Annotated in this window: 18 protein-coding genes; 12 read left to right on the top strand and 6 right to left on the bottom strand. The window is 61.0% G+C overall.

The features are described from left to right. The first annotated feature begins 169 nt into the window (after positions 1-169). Positions 170-2422: an ATP-dependent helicase gene (locus ACTJJX_RS19160; protein ID WP_178082933.1), complete on the top strand. Its 2253-nt coding sequence runs from the start codon at positions 170-172 to the stop codon at positions 2420-2422. 150 nt (positions 2423-2572) lie between these two features. Here ACTJJX_RS19160 and ACTJJX_RS19155 read toward each other — a convergent pair whose 3' ends face one another. From ACTJJX_RS19155 to ACTJJX_RS19145, 3 genes are all read right to left on the bottom strand, one after another. Further along, complete coding sequence (locus ACTJJX_RS19155) at positions 2573-3523, bottom strand: YagK/YfjJ domain-containing protein (protein ID WP_023082731.1); 951 nt, start codon at positions 3521-3523, stop codon at positions 2573-2575. Positions 3524-4288: 765 nt separating this feature from the next. Next, positions 4289-4516 carry a helix-turn-helix transcriptional regulator gene (locus tag ACTJJX_RS19150; RefSeq protein WP_023082732.1) on the bottom strand — a complete coding sequence of 76 codons (228 nt, stop codon included), beginning with the start codon at positions 4514-4516 and terminating at the stop codon, positions 4289-4291. A gap of 48 nt (positions 4517-4564) precedes the next feature. Then, positions 4565-6082: a hypothetical protein gene (locus tag ACTJJX_RS19145; RefSeq protein ID WP_023082733.1), complete on the bottom strand. Its 1518-nt coding sequence runs from the start codon at positions 6080-6082 to the stop codon at positions 4565-4567. 206 nt (positions 6083-6288) lie between these two features. On the opposite strand from ACTJJX_RS19145, the gene ACTJJX_RS19140 reads away from it, so the two are divergent. From ACTJJX_RS19140 to ACTJJX_RS19120, 5 genes are all read left to right on the top strand, one after another. Further along, positions 6289-6957 carry a hypothetical protein gene (locus ACTJJX_RS19140; protein WP_023082734.1) on the top strand — a complete coding sequence of 223 codons (669 nt, stop codon included), beginning with the start codon at positions 6289-6291 and terminating at the stop codon, positions 6955-6957. A 250-nt stretch (positions 6958-7207) separates the two neighbouring features. After that, positions 7208-9043: a site-specific integrase gene (locus ACTJJX_RS19135; RefSeq protein ID WP_023082735.1), complete on the top strand. Its 1836-nt coding sequence runs from the start codon at positions 7208-7210 to the stop codon at positions 9041-9043. Between the two features lie 215 nt (positions 9044-9258). Beyond that, positions 9259-10050 (top strand): TIGR04255 family protein, encoded by a 792-nt coding sequence (locus ACTJJX_RS19130; RefSeq protein ID WP_016851929.1) that lies wholly within the window; start codon positions 9259-9261, stop codon positions 10048-10050. A gap of 12 nt (positions 10051-10062) precedes the next feature. Further along, on the top strand, positions 10063-10698 hold the full coding sequence (locus ACTJJX_RS19125) for a hypothetical protein (RefSeq protein WP_023082736.1): 636 nt from the start codon (positions 10063-10065) through the stop codon (positions 10696-10698). A 9-nt stretch (positions 10699-10707) separates the two neighbouring features. Further along, the gene (locus ACTJJX_RS19120) at positions 10708-11550 is read left to right on the top strand and encodes a hypothetical protein (protein ID WP_023082737.1); all 843 of its coding nucleotides are present in this window, start codon (positions 10708-10710) and stop codon (positions 11548-11550) included. Between the two features lie 306 nt (positions 11551-11856). On the opposite strand, the gene ACTJJX_RS19115 is transcribed toward ACTJJX_RS19120, so the two are convergent. Next, positions 11857-12117, bottom strand: a complete 261-nt coding sequence (locus ACTJJX_RS19115; protein WP_049353825.1) for a hypothetical protein — start codon at positions 12115-12117, stop codon at positions 11857-11859. Between the two features lie 206 nt (positions 12118-12323). Between ACTJJX_RS19115 and ACTJJX_RS19110 the strand changes: the two genes are divergently transcribed. Beyond that, positions 12324-12596, top strand: a complete 273-nt coding sequence (locus ACTJJX_RS19110) for a hypothetical protein (protein ID WP_003123013.1) — start codon at positions 12324-12326, stop codon at positions 12594-12596. Between the two features lie 30 nt (positions 12597-12626). On the opposite strand, the gene ACTJJX_RS19105 is transcribed toward ACTJJX_RS19110, so the two are convergent. Then, a complete protein-coding gene (locus ACTJJX_RS19105) occupies positions 12627-13052 on the bottom strand; it encodes a VOC family protein (protein ID WP_003158599.1) in 426 nt (141 codons plus the stop codon). 100 nt (positions 13053-13152) lie between these two features. Here ACTJJX_RS19105 and ACTJJX_RS19100 point away from each other — a divergent pair, with 100 nt between their 5' ends. Further along, positions 13153-14037, top strand: coding sequence for a LysR family transcriptional regulator (locus tag ACTJJX_RS19100; RefSeq protein ID WP_003111828.1), 885 nt, complete (start codon positions 13153-13155; stop codon positions 14035-14037). Here the strand turns inward: ACTJJX_RS19100 and ACTJJX_RS19095 are convergent. Next, positions 14010-14963 carry a LysR family transcriptional regulator gene (locus ACTJJX_RS19095; protein WP_003085661.1) on the bottom strand — a complete coding sequence of 318 codons (954 nt, stop codon included), beginning with the start codon at positions 14961-14963 and terminating at the stop codon, positions 14010-14012. The two genes, ACTJJX_RS19100 and ACTJJX_RS19095, sit on opposite strands and share 28 nt — an antisense overlap. A gap of 220 nt (positions 14964-15183) precedes the next feature. On the opposite strand from ACTJJX_RS19095, the gene ACTJJX_RS19090 reads away from it, so the two are divergent. From ACTJJX_RS19090 to ACTJJX_RS19075, 4 genes are all read left to right on the top strand, one after another. Beyond that, positions 15184-15618, top strand: a complete 435-nt coding sequence (locus ACTJJX_RS19090) for a RidA family protein (protein WP_003116494.1) — start codon at positions 15184-15186, stop codon at positions 15616-15618. Next, positions 15615-16862: an aminotransferase class V-fold PLP-dependent enzyme gene (locus ACTJJX_RS19085; protein ID WP_012614471.1), complete on the top strand. Its 1248-nt coding sequence runs from the start codon at positions 15615-15617 to the stop codon at positions 16860-16862. The genes ACTJJX_RS19090 and ACTJJX_RS19085 overlap by 4 nt, the downstream gene beginning before the upstream one ends. A gap of 288 nt (positions 16863-17150) precedes the next feature. Further along, positions 17151-18446: a 3-keto-5-aminohexanoate cleavage protein gene (locus tag ACTJJX_RS19080; RefSeq protein ID WP_003124233.1), complete on the top strand. Its 1296-nt coding sequence runs from the start codon at positions 17151-17153 to the stop codon at positions 18444-18446. Continuing rightward, positions 18443-19690: an MFS transporter gene (locus ACTJJX_RS19075; protein ID WP_016851956.1), complete on the top strand. Its 1248-nt coding sequence runs from the start codon at positions 18443-18445 to the stop codon at positions 19688-19690. Before ACTJJX_RS19080 ends, ACTJJX_RS19075 begins: the two co-directional genes overlap by 4 nt. The last annotated feature ends 17 nt before the right edge of the window (positions 19691-19707 follow it).

The following is a 19707-nucleotide window of genomic DNA, read 5'->3' as shown; positions in this document are numbered from 1 at the left end:
ATGTAGCCACTCAGCGTGCTGATTGAGCGCCGCTGAAAGGGCTTGGCCACGACCGGCCAACGTTTTCTCGCAGACCAGGCGGCGCTCAGCTCTCTGGCAGATAGAATGGGCTTCCTCGTTTCAAATTGGAAAGTGGGCGATGTCGGAGCGGACGTACACGAAGGAACAATTGCAGGTCATCGAGCACGCAGGTGCCCATGCAATTGTGGCGGCAGTGGCAGGCTCGGGAAAAACCGAGACGCTGATTGGCCGCGTCCGGCATCTTCTGCGCGACATCAGCCCAGTCCATATCGCCGTCGTCATGTTCAACAGGGACGCCGCCCTATCGTTCCGGCGGCGTTTCGAGCAGGCAGTCCAAGGTACTGCGCCTGAAATCAGGACGTTCAACTCGATGGGCAACAAGATCGTCAATCGACTTGTCCAGAACGGGCTGCTTCCAGAAGCCAGGATAGAACCCAAGGATCATCTGCGGACGAAGATTGCCAAGGACGCTTTCACCCGGGTTTTTAAAGCTATCAACGGCAGCAACGTCACGCCGGACAAGGAGTTGATCGATGGATTCATCTCCTTCTTGCTGCTGGTCAAGTCGAGCACGCACAGCCCCGAGGAGGTGTTCGAAACACGCCAGTACGGGTCGATAACCCAAGGGTACGTCGAGGCATTTCGTCTCTATGAAGAGCACCGGGCGCAGCTGAAGGTCAGGTTTTTTGAAGATCAGCTGTACGACCCCGTCAAGCTGATGCTGAGGCAACCCGCGACACAGCGATACGTTCAGAACCGGGTTGATCACCTCATCGTCGACGAAGCTCAGGACATGAACGGCATCCAGATCGCTCTGCTGAAAATCCTCGCCGGTGACCGGGCCAAGGTCATGCTCGTCGGGGATGAAGACCAGGCCATCTATGATTGGCGTGGTGCCGAACCCGACTACCTCATCCGGGGCTTTGAACAAGACTTTCCAGAGGCCACCCGATACACCCTGCCGCACACGTTCCGCTTTGGCCACATGCTTTCGATCGCGGCCAGCCAGGTGATCAGCTGCAACACCAATCGCAACCCCAAGATCAGCATCTCTGCCAAGGGCACACCGCGCACGCGTATCCACTGCCTGCCGCTGGCCCTCGGGCTGGCTGACCTGGGAGAACACGTAGCAGAGCGGCTCACCTCCGGGGTGAAGCTCCAGGACATCGCGGTGCTGGTGAGAACCTACGACCTGAGCGTCACCTTGGAGCTGGATCTGCACCAACGCGGCATCCCCTATCACGTCTATGGCCGGCCGCCGCTGATGCGTATTCCCGAGATCAGCGCGCTGCTCGGTGTCCTCCAGTTGGCCAGTGGCCGCTGGAAAACCTTGGATGCCGACCAGCTCCGATACGTCATCAAGAGTTTGCTGTACCGCCCTACCCTCTACTTGGACAAGGCAGCAATAAACCGCGTCGTAGAGTTCGTCGTGCGTCAGCCAGAACGCCTTGTTGAAGCCATCCGCTCGACCATCACACTGCAAACCAAAGACTATCAAGCCAACCAGATTCGTGACCGTGCGGATTTGCTTGAGATCCTGGCGACCGCCACCGATCCGCAGGAGAAGGTGCTCACCGTCCTGGATCGCTATCTGCTGGCAACGGAGTTCGAACGCAATATCGAAAAGCAGTCCCCCACCGCGGATCAGGCGGCTGCCGTTATGGCGAACGTCCAGGCCTTCCGGCTCATTGCCAGCCGGCATGAAGGCAGCATCGATGCGTTTCTGGATAGCATCGACCCGCTCATCGACTCATCGGCCATGGAGCCCCCCACAACGCCACACGTGTGGATCAGCTCCATTCATCGAGCGAAAGGGGCACAGTGGTCGAGGGTCTTCGTACCTGGAGTCGTGAGAAGCGGCTTTCCCAGGGACGACCTAAGCGCCGATGAAATCGAGGCAGAGCGCCGGCTGTTCTACGTGGCCATCACGCGCGCCGTCGATGAGGTTTTCATTGCTCACCCCAACGACCCGGAGTTTCAGCGGAGCCTGGAGCGCCCGGATATCACTGAAACGCATCCGGAAACGAGCTCCGTATCTCGCTTTCTTTGGGAGATGGATATTGCCTTGGCTCGGCATGCAGGAGCCGCTGTCGAAGAAGAATGCTTCGCGGCCCTTGGAGAGGTAGACCGCCCCGAGATCGCGAATACCTATTTCACGACCTTTCCCTTCTCTAAAGACTGGCGCTATGCAAAGCGCCCACAGCCGTCCTCACCCGCGTCCATGGGAGCAAACCAAAACATCTTCGGCGCGGCAAAAGGAACGCGGGTAATTCATGCCATCTTCGGGAGTGGAACCATCGACAGATGGATCGACGATCGTGTTCTGCGAGTCGTTTTTGACGATGGGGATACGCGTCTACTGGTGGCAAGCATGGCGCCGATGGAGATAGCGTCGGCATAAAGGCGGTATTCTAGGTCAGTAGGGGCGTCACTCGACACCCATGTACAAGCCAATGGGCATCACATTGCGCGGAGTTCTATCCCATTTCCACGGGCAGTTTGAAAAGGGCTGAAAACTTCGAATCTTGCCGGGCAACTCATGGGTTAGGGCTTAGTAACCGCGAAGGATACGACCAACCCGGAGCGTCCTGCCCCCCACGGGCTTCACCCGCAACGACTGCCCATCCTCGATCAGGTAGTGGCAGGCCTTGATCACATTGCGCCTCCCAACTGCATCCTTACGGCTGAACATCCCGACCCCACACCTCTCCTTGTACCGTGCCTTGTCATAGTTGCAGCTATGGCTGTACCCCCACCCCTTCGTGGTCCTCTCCCACAGTTCACCGATGGCTTCAGCCTTGGCATAGTCACTGCGCACCTTCCGGCCATCGAAGAAGAAGGCTGCGTGGATGTGATAGCCCATGTCCTCCCCTTGCTCTACTGCGCAGATGTAGCCCGTCTCGTGTTGGAAGACCGGATCGTATTCCCTGGCCCGGATCAGCCTGTCCAGGTCCTCGAAGACGTCCTCCACCTTCAGGCGAGCACGCGCTGCTTCCCGGTAGTACAGATCCACCCTCACCACCACAGTACGAGAGCGGCTATCCATCACCCGCTCTACGTATTCAGTGACGGCTTGCCGATTACGTTTCTCCCGGCAAACACGGTCATGCTTCCCACGCTTGAACCACTTGGTCTGCACGTGCACCCGGATCCTCTCCACGAGCCAGTTGTAGGTCTGGGCCTCTGACAGGAGCCCTCCCTCGCTCTCGTCCATGCACGTCATCCCGAACATCCCAAACTCAATGCCGATGTCGTAGCACGCCTCCTTGAACGCGATCAGGTGTTCACTCAAGGCGTACGTCTCGTCATGCACCAGGTGGTACATCTGCCGAATGTGATCGAAGTACCGAGAGAGCCTGGTTCTCTTGATGAGCTCATCCCCCTGTGCGTCGTAGCTGATCCTGAATGCAGGACCATCGTGACGGATCACTGCATTCACGAGTCGTTCGATCTGGATAGCGATGTCGGATTGGGAGAGGTGTTTTGCTGTTTGATTGATCATGGTGTGTACCTGGTTGGTTTAGGGCATACCAAGTACGGAGTGGGTATTTTTAAACTGGAGAGTGGGTAGCTAGGTTCCTGTGGTAGCTAGCCATGAGTGAAGAGAAGTGGGTGGATTAGAGGTAGATTATTGGAGGGATAGTTTGTGGAATAGGTGAATGGATTGGATAGGTTGATAGAGATAGTTAGTAGGTATATCAATAAACCCCTCTACCCTGCTTGCAAAACAACAAGCGCCATCGAGCATCCAGACGAAGAATATCAAACGTAACCGGAAGAAATAACAGAACAGGACACTGGGTGTTATCTGAGAAATGGCACCAGTCCAACAGGTACTTGCTGTTCCCCTCGATGCCGTCCAGAGCCCCTACAGGCAGGAGATGCTATTGCTCTATGGTGTAGTGGGCATCCGAGCCTATGGGTAGAAATCTAGAGACAGAAAGATCAGGAGCAGCTCAAATCCAAGGGTAGTGAATAGCTAGTAAAAGCATATTACCCACACCGCACAGGATCCTCTCGGATACGCCGTGATCGAAGGGTGTTTCTCACCGGGCACACCGGGAAATTCTTCTCTGCACTTACTCCGGAAATAAACCATCGATCATCCATCTTGGTACAGCCAGCAATCAAACTGCGTACCCTCCCGATGGCCCCGGCAATGAGGAGCAACATTGACGGCCCACCAGGAAGGCTAAGGCACACTGCCGCCCATTCGGCATAAACGCCATGACCAGCCGCAGCCGGTCATGGCGCCGATGCTTAATGATTAGCCGGCCACACCCAAGCGGCCAAATCGGACGGGAGAGTCACTGACCGAGTCGCGCTCCTCGATCCTGGCCAAGATCCAGTCGTACACTTCGCTATCGACCCAACCGACACAACGGTCACCCAGCGAGACGGGTTTCGGGAAGGTACCCTCCCCGATGTACTTGTAGATGGTCGACCGTGCCAGGCCGGTCGAATCGATGACTTCTTTCAGGCGGATGATCCTCATGAGCAAGCTCCTCTGTTAGCTCAGAAGATCTGCACACCGGGGATTTTTTTACTGCGCCCGAACCTTTCTCGCCTTGGGCGGCAAGGTGGCCAACCCGAACCGCAATCGACTCTTCAGGGTTATTTCGGTCTCATCATTCGCCAGCCCTACTTTCAAACTTCCCCGAGGGCCCTCGAAAAACACCGTGAAGCGGCCGAGATCCACAGGCGCCGGCTGGAGCATGAGCGTAATGGCTCTGTATCCGGTCCGCCGCTTCGCCGGAAGAATTCGAACATCCGCCGACTCGAAGTCCACCCAGTTAGCCTGGCCAAATCGCTCCCGGTACTCACGTGCGATATCCATCGCCAGCGAGTAGATGCTCTCGCAGGTTTGCTCGGCATCACCACCTGCTCCATCTTTCAGCTTACTCGGAGCTTCGCTGCTGGCTCCCTCCTCTGACTCAATATCGGTTTCACTTACCGCCCCAAGCTGTGGCTCCCTGATGAAGTCCTTCTTAATAGACGTCATCAGCTCCGCGTCTTCAATCTGCACCCCAGAACCCAAATCTTGCCAGTGGCGAGATAGCAGATGAGAGGCGTACCTGGAGAGCAGATGTTGGAACAGGGAAAAGACTCCCCATTCCTGCCCAGCCAAGAGCTGGAGAAGGCTGCTGGGTGTCCTTACTCCGTCGGACTCGCCCCTCATGGCTTTCGCACAATCACCTTGAAGAAGGTCAGCATGGATAAACCTCTTAGCCTCCGGGTCACGTGCGATGTGTATGGCAATACTTCCCTGCGGCCCGAGGGCATCGATATTCAGGAAGTAGGTGCTGTTGACTTTGCGCAAGGCGAAAACCTTGCTCGAAAGCCCCGCCACATAACGACGAATCAGCCCAAGATGCATCAGGCGAAAGAGGCGATTTTTAACTTGCGTAGGCTTCATGCCCGTGAGCTGGGCCAGTTCAGGGAATCCGATCTGTACCTCACCAAACTGATCAGAGCGAGAGAGCAAAACCGCAAAAAGCAGACGATTACGGATGCTCAGCCGCCCACGACCACCTGGCGGCGGATGCCTCTTCTTTTTAGGCTTCTCCGCAGCCATCTTCCCCCCTCCTTTTTCGTCTTTTTCGTCTTGCTCGTCTTGCTCGTCTTGCTCGCCTTGTTCGCCTTGTTCGCCTTTTTCGTCTTGTTCGTCACCCTCATCAGGCTCACGTCCGAGCATAGGAAAAGCCATGTCCGCGCCCGAGAACAGCACCTGTAACAGCTCGGCATGTTGAGGGTAGGAGTCATCCCCTATCAATGCGTCCACATGACACGAACCTAGCGTGTAGGCAACCGATGCCCGCCCTGCGCTTCCCGCTCGTGGGACAACATGACGCTTCATGACACCGGCATCGACTAGCTCGTTCAACGCGGCAGAGACGACTTTCTCCTCCACATGGAGCGTCTTCGCAAACGGCTTCACGCTCCGCTTGCTCGCTGCATCTCGCCAGTACCCTGGATCTCTGGCTATGACTTCTAATATGAAACGAGTATCAGGTGAAAAAGAAGAATCTGCATCCAATAGGCTTTCGAAGAGAAGAGCCATTTCAAATTTCTCTCCAATGCACGGTTTTTACACCCTGTATTATTCATACATACGAACAATATCAACTCATATAACACATCACAACACAACCGACTAAACATCAAAACGTTACTAATAACGGTTTTGTAAAATCTTGCATATCGCAACCGTAACGGTTATTTTCAAAAATTCTAGCTAGGCGTGAGTCGCCCTCTTTGGAGGATGTAATGTCAGAGAATGAGAAACCGCTGAGGTGGCTGCGCCGGCAGGATGGTGAGTGGGAGTGGGCAGCTGACTACCTGGTGCAACGACTCGATTCCGAGTACATAAAGTCGATAGCGCCCAATCCGACCAATCGACTGGGAACCTACGAAAACGTGGTTTCTGCCATCGGAAAAATCCGGAAGAATGACCCTGAGCTTGTCATCAGACTGCAGGGCGCTGTACGGCAACGTCGGTACCGGTCCGATAGCAACGGCAGGAAGCCGCTGACGTTCACCCTTAGCAAAGAAACCATCTCTAGGTTGAAGCATCTTGCCAAGCGGCATGAGACAAGCGAAACGGCCGTAATCACCGCGCTTATAGATAAGGCAGGGCAAGCGGCCGAAGCCGAGAAGAACTACGAAAAACAGCTCAAGGAATCAATTTCAAGGGAGCGCAAAATTGCCGGCCAGATAACGGCGTCCATGAGCGCTCAACGGGACGAAGCACTAAAACACGTAGAGCGATACCTGAGGCTTCTCGCCCAGTGGGAGCGGAAGTACCCTGACGGAATACCCTCTTCTGACAGCGACGACGACATCAACGAGCGTATTGAGGCCAGAATGAAGGACCTTAAAAGCGCGCTGGCCTACATGGACCTCAGAGACCGCCTGACCACTGAACGCCCGACCTAACGAGCCGTGAAAGCTAGAGACCTGCACCAAGCCGTGTCAGGTGCCTCCAGTTCAAATCCAGCTAAGAGGTATTCCAAATGGTATTCCACAGAATTTATTAACCGGGTTTTTTATTTAAATTTCATGCAGATAGAAAGTCATTTCAGATTACCCCGGCCCACCATCAACCGCACAAAAGCTTGATTTCACAGGCTTTTGTGCTCAGTCTACCGGCCGTTCCTGGCCGGTGTGACACTGAGGTGTGACACTCATGTGGGGCATCGCTTCGGTGCCCAGCATGAAACCTTCCCCCTCCTACCTCACACGCAACCGACACGGAACCTTCTACTTCCGCATCGTGATCCCACGACCATTGCGAGCCTTGCTCCATGGCCAGCGAGAAGTCAGACGTACCCTGAAAACAGACAGCGAAAGGCTGGCGCGTAAGCGTGCCCGGCAATATGTCGCGCGCTACGAAGCCGTCTTTGACAAGGTAGTAAACATGGTTGAGCGTGATGAACTCGGCCTGACCGAGGCCGATTACAAGGAGCTGATGGAACTCCTCCCCGATACAAAGCCGACGCCGGATTTCTCCAGCCCGCAGGACAAAAACCAACCAGCCGAGCCCATTCTTTCCGAGAAGGAAGTCGAGGCCCGCCAGCGCCGCAGGGAAGTAGAGCGCCTGCTAACTGGCGCCTATGGTCGCCCGATCCCGGTCGAACTTAAGCAGACAGCGCAACAACTACTTGAACTTGCTCGCCCCTACCAAACGACAGAGCTGCGGGCCGCTCTGCCAAAGCTCAGAGATGAGCTAGCACTACGAAGCCTCGCCCCTACGAGCACCAGCGCGGCACCAGCAGCAAGCATTGACCCCACAATGGCTAGCTGGACGCTTTATCAGGTGTGGCAGCATCAGCTAGAGCGTGACAGAGCCGATAGCTCTGCAAGGGGCGGCCAAGCCAAACATGGCGGGACGCTGGAGGAGCGCGAGCGGCGAGCCCGCGTAATGACTGTGCTGACAAAACATCAGCCTGTATGCCTACTCAAGAAAAGCGACTGGCAGGCAGCATACGACGCTGCTCGAAAAATGAAGGCAGGAGCCAAAGCATCAATTGATCCGCCGACGCCGCTTAGCGAGTTTCTAACCGACGATCCTGCACAGATGACCGGGCATGAGCGAGTAAGCGCCCTTATCGGATCCATGAAACAGATTCAGGAACACGCTCGCCACCTTGACCTGACTGACATCAGGCCGGATGACTTGATAATCAAGCCCGTGCAGAAACGTGAGACGCCACGTACACGAGGTGGCCAAGCATTCACGATGGCAGAGGTAGAACGCATTTTCTCCGGCTACATCTACCAAGGGACTCCACCAGCCAACCGAACCAAGGCTTACCCTTTCTGGTTCTGGCTCCCCCTCATTGGCTACTTTACCGGCGCCCGCACCAACGAAATTGCCCAGCTCGACACTGCCGACATTCGCGAGATTGACGGATATCCCTGCTTCGACTTCTGCCCAGACGACCCGAAAGCCTTCGAGGCCAAACGAGTTAAGACCGAGGAGGCCCGACAGGTTCCGATTCACCCACGCCTGATTGAGCTGGGCTTTCTCGACTACGTAAACAGCCAACTCCAGAGCAAGCAGAAGAAGCTGTTCGGCGACGGACTCACTTACCTACCGCCAAGAAACGACGAGACCGACCACAACAAAGAAGGATGGGCGAAAGCTGCTAGCAAATTCTTCAACGAGAGCCCCAAAGGCTATCTCGTCGAGGTAGGCGTCCACGTGCCACATGACGGCAAAAGTCTCTACTCATTTCGGCATACGCTTGAGACGAACCTGGGCCATGCCAAACGCGACGGCAAGCCGATTGATCAGACCGTAATCGATGCGATTACCGGCCATGCACCTGAGACCATTGCTGGCAAGCACTACGATGCCGGCGCCACGATTGAGCAGAAACTAGCAGCACTCAAGCTTCTACCCGTGCCGGATGCAGTCCAAAGGCTTACTAGCTACGAAGTTGACTTTGCATCTCGATTTGGCGCAACGCTCAGCAAGAGCATCGAGAGCCACAGAAGCCGGCACCCTAGGATGATCTGAATACACCAAAGTAGCTGACCTACCTACTCGCCGCCGAGAGGCGGCGGACCTAGGGCCTAGCAAGCCCGCCTCCGCAACAGGGCAGAGAGAGCAATGCATCCGGCAGCTCAAACACCGCGCATCGATAGAAAAATTTTAGACGTCCCCCACACGATGGACTGTCAATCTTGGTGTAAAGTGTCAACCTGACTGTAAAGCATAAAGCCGAGGATTCCATGGGAAAGAAACTGACCAGCGCGCCGGTCTACTACACGGTCGTCCAAGTGCAGTTCAATCCAGTCCTGGACCTGGAAGGCTACATTCCTGCCATTCAGTCCAAGATGCGCGAGGCGCATTTTCCTGACTATCAGAAAGAAGTCTTCCAGCAGCTTGTTCTGCCGTTCAGCGGAACAGAGCAAGGGCAAATGGCCCCACCGACTGTAGCACCGCAATCTCGCTATCGTTTTGGGGATATTGGTGGACGCTCTCTATTCATACTGGAGACAAATTCGCTGTCGCTTCAGACCACCAGCTACGATACCTACGAAACCTTTTCCGAGTCATTTTTGAAGGGGCTGGGCATACTGAATGAGGCCTTGCGCTTGGACTTTGTTGCACGCATAGGCCTGCGCTATCTGGACGCTGTTCAGCCCGCCGACGGGGAAACACTACAGGACTTCCTCATACCTGAGGTGCTAGGCCTTGCGACCCGAATAGACGGCACACTTCAACACTCGCTAAGCGAAAGCGTGCTCTCGACTGGAGCAGGACAGTTAGTTTCGCGAGTCCTCATTCGCCACGGGCATGTCGGCCTTCCCATGGAGCTTGCCGGCTCAGCACCGGCAATTGATCCTCGCTTTACACAGCGCGAAGGCCTGCATGCCATCATCGATAGCGATGCATCCATCAATCTGCGGGAGGCTTTCGACTTAGAGAAGGTTAGAGCACAACTCATCGCGCTCCATGACGAAGTCGCCAAAGCCTTCAAAGCGACAATCACTGACCACGCCTGGGCCTCTTGGGCATAAAAGGAGGACACAATGAACGCAGCGATGCCATACGGTGGCTGGTTTGCCGAGCGGCCAACTTCAACCGGATCGACTTCCACATTGGTTCGCCTTGCGGGATGGATGGCCTTTGCCGGTGTGGCGATTGCAGGCATCGGCACCGGAGGAGAGCTGTTACCCGAGCACCTACAACAGAGCGCTAAAAGTGCCCAGCACGTGACCCGTGCAGCGGAGGTTGCAGAAACCAAAGTCTCTCGAACACCTAGCGGGAGCCTGCTGCGCATCCGTGAGGTATTGAACCCAGCCGTCTCCGACCTAGCAGCCACACTCAACGTGTCGCGGCAATCTATCTACAACTGGCTCAATGGAGAGCCCGTTGCAGAGGAGAATGCCGCAAAGCTTCATGACCTTGCTCAAGCTGCAGACGTATTGGCTCATGAAGGCATACCAATCTCAGCTTCTCTTCTGAAGCGCAAATTTGCCAATGGCCGCACACTACTACAAATGGCTCAGGCTGGAGAGTCTGCCCGGGACGCCGCACTCATGCTGATACAGATTCACAAGCGTGAAACTGCTCAGCGCGAACGCATGAATGCCCGATTCGCAACCAGGGCAAAGACACCAGCAAGCGCAGATTTCGACTTACCAGCCTCCAACGATCTTTCCTGAGGTTGATAAATGGCGGAGTGGAACCGTAACGAAACCTTATGGCGCCAGGGGCTTCTCCTTGCTAGTGATGCGGTGGAAGCCCTGGGGCTTCACCACCCGGAATCTCCCGAACGAACACTCGTCATAGTAGCCAGCCACGATTGCGACCTTGCGCAATCCCCTGAGAAAGAACCAGATATTGAGGTTGTCATAGGACGCCTTGCTCTCGAGAAAGACGGCAACAGCACCCACGCGAAGAACGCCCGCAAGCTGCATATTGAGTTCACGGGTGCCGATACTTTCTGGGCGGAGTTCGAAGCAACAGCAAAGTCGAAAGTCGGCAAGCTTGAGCTAAACAGGCATGCCCCCCGCTCAGGGGCCACACTGAGCCCAGAGTGCCATGCCGTCTTTCAAATGTGGCTGGCCAGCCGCTACCGACGGTCCGCATTCCCAGACGAATTCGAACGGCGCCTGACCTCAAAGGACTTCAAACTTCACGAGCGGATATCTAAGGCTGTGAAGCCTCATGGCGATCTCATTGCCGGCGTATTCTTCGATGTGGACGAAGGGGTAGAAATCAACCGCAACGGAGCGGACGACACCTATACCCTTGATATAATTATCATGCACTCAGCCGATCCCAACTTCGAAGAAGCGGAGAAAGCCGCAGAAAGTGCAGCTGCCACCATCACCCAGGCATTTAAGGAAAAACTGTTTTCCCCCACGAGTACGTGGCAACACATTGAGCTGCGATCTTGTGACGCGGTATCGGAGTCGGTACTAACCTACCAACAGTTCAAGCAGCTTAAGCGCTGGAGACTAGAGCACTTGAGTCTGGCAGCTGATCCCCAGCAGCCCGTATTAGCCGAATAGACCCCAGACCTAGCCCACCTAGGATCCAGCAGCGAAATCAAGAGCGATTGGACTCAGGAAACTCGTCAACACAGCATTGCTTCTTGGAGCTCAGCCCTCTCAAACCTCAATACCCATTTGAGAGACCGTCAGGCATGTAGCGAAAAGGTATGCCCAATTCACCACAACAGCCTAGCCAGACAAGGCGGATAGTACGGCACAGACGCTCATAGTTAAGGCCTGTGTGAATTCGGCTCAATGAACATACCGGCTCACATAGAGACTCCTCTAACCCCCGGCCTCGCCGGGGGGCACCGCCTCCGTCGGTTATCGTTGTCTGCGTGCGTATTCCGCCTCGAACAGCGACAGGGCGTCGCTGAGCAACGACAGCAAGGAGCCGGTGATGCGGCGGTGCTTTCGCCGGTCTTCGGTTTCGTCGAGCAGGTCGAGGACGCTCAGCGTTCCGATCGCCGACTCCAGACGGGTGCGGGCGGTGTCGAACAGATCTTCGCTGGCTGCGCTGCAGTCTAGGTAGAGGGTGGCGCAGCCGGGATGCTGGTTGCATTGCGAGGTGCGTCGCAGGGGGATGAAGGTGGAAGGGGACTGTGCGGTGACGGTTTTGCCCGGACAAAGCGCCGCCCGGGCAAGGTGCGAAGCGCTTCACAAAATGCCAAACAGAGGGCGAGCGCATCCCATCGCCAACACGCAATCGCCTTGAATGGCCGCTTCGATTCCTCGTCATGCGGGGATGCCGTGCCCGGCTCCAGCGCATCGCCACCCACACCGGAAACCCTATGCCCTACCGCGTTCTCCTGCTCATCCTGGCCCTGACGCCCGCCCTCGCCTCCTCCGCCACCCTGGACGAACGCCTGGGCGACCTTGAACACGCCTTCAAGCCCGACCTCGACGGGACGACAAGCGCAAAGCCGGCCAGCCCGCCGCCGGAGCGGTTCAAGCTGGCGCCGCTGGGGAGCGTGGTGCGCAAGAAAGAGTGCGCGACGTCGATCCTGCCGGATGAGCAGTCCAGCTGCGCGGCGCTGGAGTTCTGCACGGACTGCGCGCAGTAAGCGCAGCCTCCAGGCGGAGCGCCGGCAATCTCACTTGGCGAACAACTGGTCCATGTCGCGGAAGCTCTTGAACTCCAGCGCGTTGCCGCAGGGGTCGAAGAGAAACAGCGTGGCCTGCTCGCCGACCTGGCCCTTGAAGCGGATGTAGGGCTCGATCACGAAGCGGGTGCCGCGCTGCTGCAGGCGTTCGGCCAGGGCGTGCCAGTCGTCCCAGGCGAGGACCACGCCGAAGTGCGGCACCGGCACGTCGTGGCCGTCCACCGGGTTGCTGCCGGCGTGGCGCTGGGAGTCGGTCTGCGGGTGCTGGTGGATGACCAACTGGTGGCCGAAGAAGTCGAAGTCGACCCAGTGCTCGGCGGAGCGGCCTTCGCTCAGGCCGAAGACTTCGCCATAAAAGCGCCGGGCGGCGGGCAGGTCGTGGACGGGGATGGCGAGGTGGAAGGGCATCAGGCTCATGGCGCGGTTCCTCTGTGGGTGTGCCGGGATTATTTGCCGTGCCGATTTCGATGGAAAGCGCATAATATTTCGCCTGAGCAACACTTTTTTCGAGGCTTGGATGATCCGCGAACTCCGCACCCTGGTCGCCGTGGCGCGCCGGGGCTCCTTCGCCGCGGCGGGGGAACAGGTGGGGCTGACGCAGTCGGCGGTGAGCGCGCAGATCCGTGCGCTGGAACGCAGCGTCGGCGTCGAGCTGTTCCAGCGCACGCCGCGCGCGGCGCACCTGAACGAGGCCGGGCGGCAGGCAGTGCGTACGGCCGAGCAGATCCTCGCGCTGTTCGACGGCATCGGCCAAGGCGACAGCCCGCGCGGGCGCCTGCGCATCGGCGCGGTGAACACGGCGCAGACCGGGCTGCTGCCGGAGGTGCTCAAGCGCCTCGCCGAACAGGCGCCGCACATCGAGCCGCAGGTGGTGCCGGGCGTCTCGCTGCACCTGCTGGACCAGGTGGACGCCGCCGAACTGGACCTGGCGATCCTCATCCGCCCGCCGTTCAACCTGCCGCGCGGGCTCTCCGCGCAACGGGTCGAGCGCCAGCCGTTCGTGCTGATCGCGCCGCCGCAATGCACTGCGACGGATGCGCTGGAATTGCTGCGCACGCAACCGTTCATCCGCTACGACCATGTGTCCTTCGGCGGTCGCCTGGTGGGCGATTTCCTCGAGGCGCAACAGCTCAGACCACGCCAGGTGATGGAGCTGGATGAGATCGACGCGATCGCGCGGATGGTGGAGAACGGTCTCGGCGTGGCGCTGCTGCCCCGGGCCGGGCTGTGGCTACGCGAGCCGGCGCGGGTACGGGTGATCGAACTGGGCGCGCTGGAATTCCAGCGCGAGCTGGTGATGGTCAGCCGCAGCGGTTCGGCGCAGGACGACCTGGTCGGTGAATTCCGCCGCGCCCTGCTGGCCGAGACGGCGGCTCAGGAGGCCGCGCCGACCACCGCGTAGCGCGGCGCCGGGCGCGCCAGCTCGCCGAGGAAGGTCCACAGGCGTTCGGCCTCGCCGGGTAGCGGCAGGCGGCGACGGATCAGGGTGTAGCGCAACGGCACGTCGAAGCGCTGGCCGCCGGCGCGCACCAGGCGACGGCTGGCGAGGTCCTCGCGGACCAGGGTATGCGGCAGCCAGGCGACGCCCAGGCGCGACTGGGCGAAGAAGCGCAGCCCCTCGGTCTGGCTGGAACTGTGATGGCGCTGGAGGAACAGGCCGCTGTCGCGCAGCAGCGGTTCCAGGGCCCAGCCCAGGTGGCATTCCTCGGAGTAGCCGAGGAACGACAGCGCTTCGGTCTGCAGGCGGTCGAGATTGAACAGCGGCTGGCCGGCGGCGTCCGGCGCGCAGACCGCCACCAGTTGTTCGTGGCCAAGCTCCAGGCGCTGGAACTCGGCTTCGCTGTCGATGCCCAGGCGGCGCGACACCGCCTCGCCTTCGTCGAGCAACGCCACCACGTAGTCCACCGAGCCGTCGCGCAGGCGCGACAGGCATTGCGGCAGGTAATCGCAGTCGACGCTGAACTTGGCGCTGCGGAAGTCCGCCTGCAGGCGCGGAATCCAGTGCGGGAAGAACACCGAGGAGAGGATGTGCGGGGCGCAGAAACGAATGCGCCGCTGGGCGTCTTCGTCGCGCTCGCGGATCGACTGGCGCAGGTTGTCCAGGGCGCGCACCGCGTCCTGCGCCACGCCTTGCAACTGGCGGCCGGCCTCGGTCAGTTCGAGGGCGTGCTTGTGGCGCTCGAACACCGGCGCGCCGAGCCACTGTTCCAGGGTCTGGATACGCCGGCTGAGCCCGGACACGGAGACATGGCACTCCTGCGCCGCACGGCTGAAGCTCTTGATCCGACAGAGGACGAGGAAGTCCTTGAGCATCACCAGGTCGATCATCGTTGCGCGTTCCTCAACGGTCGGGCGTTTTCAGTCTACTTCGCGCGGCGGTGCCTGTTGCAAGGCTAAAGTTCGGTTTGTTTTGCCGATTTGGCAAGCAGCTCGTCGACTCCCGCAAAACAGACCGGGAAAACCGGCCCACAGTAGTGAGGTCGCGCTTTTCCAGCCATCGACCCGCCCGAGCATCGTGGCCGGGCGGGTCCGCCACGAGGACAGGACCATGCAGACATCCCCCGCTCCGGCCATCGTCGCCGGCGGCGCCTACCAGCCGGTGGTGCTCCACGCCGGCATCGCCTACGTCAGCGGCCAGTTGCCGCGCCAGCACGGCGAGCTGCGCTGGACCGGCAAGGTCGGCAGCGAACTCGACCTGGAACAGGCCCGCCAGGCCGCCCGGCTCTGCGCGGCGCGCTGCCTGCAGGCGCTGGAGGAGGCGCTGGGCGGCCTGCAACGGGTCGAGCGGCTGCTCAAGGTGACCGGCTACGTCGCCAGCGCGGCGGGTTTCGTCCAGCAGCCGGCGGTGATCGATGCCGCCAGCGAATATTTCGACGAGGTGCTCGGCGCGCGCGGCGGCCACGCCCGCGCCGCCGTCGGCGTGGCCGAGCTGCCGCGCGGCGCCGCGGTGGAGGTGGAACTGATCGCGGCGGTGCGGCCATGAGCGCGCTCTTCCCCGCCGCCCCCGACGCCTTCGGTGCCGACGAACTGCTGCGCCTGCGCCGCGAGACCCCGGCCTGGGGCAGCTACGCGCACTTCGCCCATGGCTCCGCCAGCCTGCCGCCGCAGGTGCTCTACGACGCCCTCGACAGCTGGCTGGAAGCCGAGCGGCGCTGGGGCGTGCAGCGCGCCGCCGAGCATTTCGCCGAGCCCTTGCTGGCGGTCCGCGACAGCGTCGCGCGAGTGCTCGGCACCCAGCCACGGCACATCGCCCTGCTCGACTGCGCCAGCCGCGCCTGGTCGGTGGCCTTTGCCGCGGCCCTGGCCGCCCATCCACGGATACGGGCGATCAGCAGCTTCGACGAATACGGTTCCAACAGCCTGTGCCTGCTCGCCGCGCGCCAGCAGCGCGGGCTGGAGCTGCGCCTGATCGACGCACGCGGCGACGCCGCACAGCTGTTGCAACGGCTCGACGAGCAGTTGCACGACCTCGCCCCCGGCCAGACGCCGCTGCTGTCGCTCAGCGCGGTGCCCACCGGGCATGGCGCGGCTACCGCGCTGGAGGGCGTGGCCGAGCGCATCCGCGCCCATGACGGGCTGTTCTTCCTCGATGCCAGCCATGCGGTCGGCCAGTTGCCGCTGGCGGTGGAGGCGATCGGCTGCGACGTGCTGGTGTTCCCGCCACGCAAGTGGCTGCGCGGGCCAAAGGGACTCGGCGTGCTCTATCTCGGCGAACGCGCCCTGGAGCGCCTGGCCCTGCCCGACGGGCTGGACGTCGGCGGCGCGCAATGGAGCGACGCCTTCGCCTTGCAGGCACGGGATGACGCGCGGCGCTTCGAATGCTCGGAGTTCAACCCGGGGCTGCGCCTGGCGCTCAAGGCCAGTTGCGACTACCTGTTGCAGACCGACGTCCAGCGCATCGCCCGGCGCAACCGCCAGTTGCGCGAACGCATCGCCCAGCAGCTCTACCGCCGGCTCGGCTGGACGCCGCTGGAACAAGGGCCGCACGCCAGCGCGTTGATGACCTACGCGGCCCCCGAACTGAGCGGCGAGCAATGGCTGAAGCGCCTCCACGCGCGCGGCGTGAACGCCTCCTACATCGGCCCGCAGTATGCCCGCTGGGCGCTGCGCGAGCAGGCGCTGCCGGGGGTACTGCGCCTGACTCCGCACTACCTGACCGACGACAGCGAGATCGAGCGCCTCGGCGAGGCCCTGGAGGATTGCCTGCGACAGCGCGCCGCCAGTTGAGCGACCTTGCGCGAATGGCAACGTTGCGCCGCCGTGCCAGCGGTTGGCGCAACGCCGGGCGATTTGCGCAAGGTCTTTGTGCCGGCGGCAACGAGCGTTGCCGAATGCGCCGCGCACGGCCGCCGCCATGCGGTTTAAATCCCTCTCGTAGAACAACGCATAACGATCCCGCCAGCGACATCTTTCACCTGCCTGAGACACCGACGACTTTCGACGCCCTGGGCAGCCTTTCGGTCCCCCGCGGACCGCTCCGCCCTCAATGGAATGATGAATGGAGGAAAGACGACCATGACCGGATCCCGGAAAACCCTGATTCTCGGATGCGCCTCCACCGGCGCCAAGTTCACCCCGCGCAACCACGCCGCCACCGGCGACCGCCTGCTCGACAGCATCTGCACCGGCGCCACCATCCGCACCGCCCCCGGCGAACTGCTGGACGAAGCGCGCCAGCTCTACGAGATGGGTTGCCGCTACTACCACTATCACGCGCGCAACCCGCTGACCCAGGAACAGACCACCGACAACGACATCTACCAGGCGGTCAGCCGCGCCCTGCAGAACCGCTTCCCCGACCTGATGTTGAGCTTCGGCGCCAGCCGCAACGGCAGCGAGGTGCAGGAGAACATCCGCCGCTTCGGCGAGTGGGAGCGGGTCAGCCACTGCGCCATCCCGCTGCACCTGGGCGGTGCGCACTTCGTGACGATCCAGGCGGCCATCGAATTGCAGGTGATCTGCGAGCTGGAGAAGCAAAGGCGCAAGCTCGACCTCGACTATGCCTCCAGCCCGGCCTTCCTCGCCGACCTGCGCGACTACCAGCCGTCGACGGCGCTGGAAAAGGCCGAGTTGCAGACCCACTCCACCAGCAAGGGCGCCGACTACGGGGTGACCTCGCCGATGACCCAGTTCCAGGTCTACCGCAACGCCATCCAGGCGCGCCAGAAGCTCGGCCTGTTCCACGAGGTGGAGTGGGTGCAGCACGTGCGCAGCTACGCCATGACCCGTTTCGCCGTGGAGCACCCGCGCCTGCGCCTGGGCGGTTCCGGCCAGTTGAACGTGATCCTGCTGTTCGGCTTCTCGCCACGCCTGCCGTTCCCGGAGACCTACCAGCAGTTCCGCGCGGTGATCGAGAGCGCCAAGAGCCTGGAGTACGATATCGGCGAACCCGGCGTGCGCAAGCGCAAGGTCAGCATCACGGTCGGCGCGGCGGTGATGCCGCAGCATGCCGCGCAGCACTTCCGGCCGCTCGACGTCGGCCCTCGCGCCGGCACCCCGCTCTGCGCGGTGCGCCGGCTGGCCGCCTATGCCGCGCAGGCGGACAGCCAGGTCGACGTGCTGCGGGTCGGCATGGAGGACACGCCCTATGCGGTGGACGATGACGGCCAGGTGACGCTCAGCGACAACTGCCAGTTGCTGCGCCAGGCTCTCGACGAACTGCGCGCCAACGGCGCCGAGGCCGAGCTCGACGGCGAACGGATCTTCCAGCGCATGGGCATGGAACGCACCCTCGGCGAATACCTGTCGCTGCAGCGCCTGCATCCGCTCGGCGAAGCCAACTTCACCCTCGCACGGGAGTTCGTCCAGTGACCGCCGCCCTCGCCGCGAACCCCACCCAGCGCTACCGCTGGGTCATCCTGCTGATCGCCACCTTCGCCCAGGCCTGCGCCTGCTTCTTCGTCCAGGGCATCGGCGCGATCGCCGTGTTCATCCAGAACGACCTGCAACTCTCGTCGCTACAGATCGGCCTGCTGGTGTCGGCGGCGCAGTTGGTGCCGATCGTCGGCCTGCTGGTGGCCGGCGAGCTGCTCGACCGCTACTCCGAGCGGCTGGTGGTCGGCCTCGGCACGCTGATCGTCGCGCTGGCCCTCTGCGCCTCGCTGTGGGCCACCGACTACCTGACCATCCTGCTGTTCCTGGTGGTCGTCGGCGCCGGCTACAGCACGGCGCAGCCGGGCGGCAGCAAGTCGGTGTCACGCTGGTTCGCCAAGACCCAGCTGGGCTTCGCCATGGGCATCCGCCAGGCCGGGCTGCCGCTGGGCGGCGCGCTGTCCGCCGCGCTGCTGCCGTACCTGGCGGGGATCTACGGCTGGCGCAGCGCATTCCTCGCCGGCGGCCTGGTAGCGTTCCTCGGCGCGCTGGCCTTCATGCTCTTCTACCGCACCCCGCCGGACGCCCCCGCGCCCGGCGCGAACCCCGCCGAACGCGACCTGGGCGCGGTGGTGAAGTCGCGGCTGGCGATGATCACCGATCCAGCGATGAAGAACATCGTCTGTTCCGGGGTGGCGCTGATCTCGGTGCAGTACGGCATCCTGGTGTTCACCGTGCTCTACCTGCACGAGACCCTGGAGATCGGCATCGGCATGGCCGCGACCCTGCTGTTCGTCGCCCAGGGCAGCGGCGTCGCCGGGCGCATCCTGCTGGCCGCCTGGAGCGACCGCTGCCCCGCCGGGCGCTACTTCCCGGTGATGGTCTGCCTCGGCGCGGTGATCCTCGGCCTGCTGGCGCTGGTCCTGCTGCCCCTGCAATCGCCGTTGGGGATGGGCCTGGTAGTGGCCTGGCTGGGCTTCTTCGGCTTCGGCTGGTACGGTCCCTGGGTGGCCTATGTGGCGGATACCGCGCCGGTCGGCAAGACCGGCTTCGCCCTCGGCCTGGCGATGGCCATCAACCAGTTGGCGATCGTTCTCGCGCCGCCGGCGCTGGGGCTGCTCAAGGACTTCAGCCACAGCTTCGTCCCCGGCTGGCTGGCGCTCTGCCTGATGGCGGCGGTAGCCCTTGTGGTCACCGCCTGGAGCGGCCGCGGCCTGCCCACCGCGCTGCCACAGAAGCACTGAAGCGATGACGGCCACGG

This window comes from Pseudomonas sp. 22490 (assembly GCF_052044465.1).
GTDB classification, from domain to species: Bacteria; Pseudomonadota; Gammaproteobacteria; order Pseudomonadales; family Pseudomonadaceae; genus Pseudomonas; species Pseudomonas aeruginosa.
The sequence above is the reverse complement of the archived record's forward strand: the minus strand, read 5'-3'. Positions and strand labels throughout refer to the sequence as shown.

Coding starts and splice junctions, on each gene's coding strand:
- ACTJJX_RS19155 (WP_023082731.1), bottom strand. CDS start 3,523: ATGATCAATCAAACAGCAAAACACCTCTCCCAATCCGACATCGCTATC.
- ACTJJX_RS19120 (WP_023082737.1), top strand. CDS start 10,708: ATGGCGGAGTGGAACCGTAACGAAACCTTATGGCGCCAGGGGCTTCTC.
- ACTJJX_RS19100 (WP_003111828.1), top strand. CDS start 13,153: ATGATCCGCGAACTCCGCACCCTGGTCGCCGTGGCGCGCCGGGGCTCC.
- ACTJJX_RS19085 (WP_012614471.1), top strand. CDS start 15,615: ATGAGCGCGCTCTTCCCCGCCGCCCCCGACGCCTTCGGTGCCGACGAA.
- ACTJJX_RS19130 (WP_016851929.1), top strand. CDS start 9,259: ATGGGAAAGAAACTGACCAGCGCGCCGGTCTACTACACGGTCGTCCAA.
- ACTJJX_RS19145 (WP_023082733.1), bottom strand. CDS start 6,082: ATGGCTCTTCTCTTCGAAAGCCTATTGGATGCAGATTCTTCTTTTTCA.
- ACTJJX_RS19095 (WP_003085661.1), bottom strand. CDS start 14,963: ATGATCGACCTGGTGATGCTCAAGGACTTCCTCGTCCTCTGTCGGATC.
- ACTJJX_RS19150 (WP_023082732.1), bottom strand. CDS start 4,516: ATGAGGATCATCCGCCTGAAAGAAGTCATCGATTCGACCGGCCTGGCA.
- ACTJJX_RS19080 (WP_003124233.1), top strand. CDS start 17,151: ATGACCGGATCCCGGAAAACCCTGATTCTCGGATGCGCCTCCACCGGC.
- ACTJJX_RS19110 (WP_003123013.1), top strand. CDS start 12,324: ATGCCCTACCGCGTTCTCCTGCTCATCCTGGCCCTGACGCCCGCCCTC.
- ACTJJX_RS19140 (WP_023082734.1), top strand. CDS start 6,289: ATGTCAGAGAATGAGAAACCGCTGAGGTGGCTGCGCCGGCAGGATGGT.
- ACTJJX_RS19125 (WP_023082736.1), top strand. CDS start 10,063: ATGAACGCAGCGATGCCATACGGTGGCTGGTTTGCCGAGCGGCCAACT.
- ACTJJX_RS19135 (WP_023082735.1), top strand. CDS start 7,208: ATGTGGGGCATCGCTTCGGTGCCCAGCATGAAACCTTCCCCCTCCTAC.
- ACTJJX_RS19090 (WP_003116494.1), top strand. CDS start 15,184: ATGCAGACATCCCCCGCTCCGGCCATCGTCGCCGGCGGCGCCTACCAG.
- ACTJJX_RS19105 (WP_003158599.1), bottom strand. CDS start 13,052: ATGAGCCTGATGCCCTTCCACCTCGCCATCCCCGTCCACGACCTGCCC.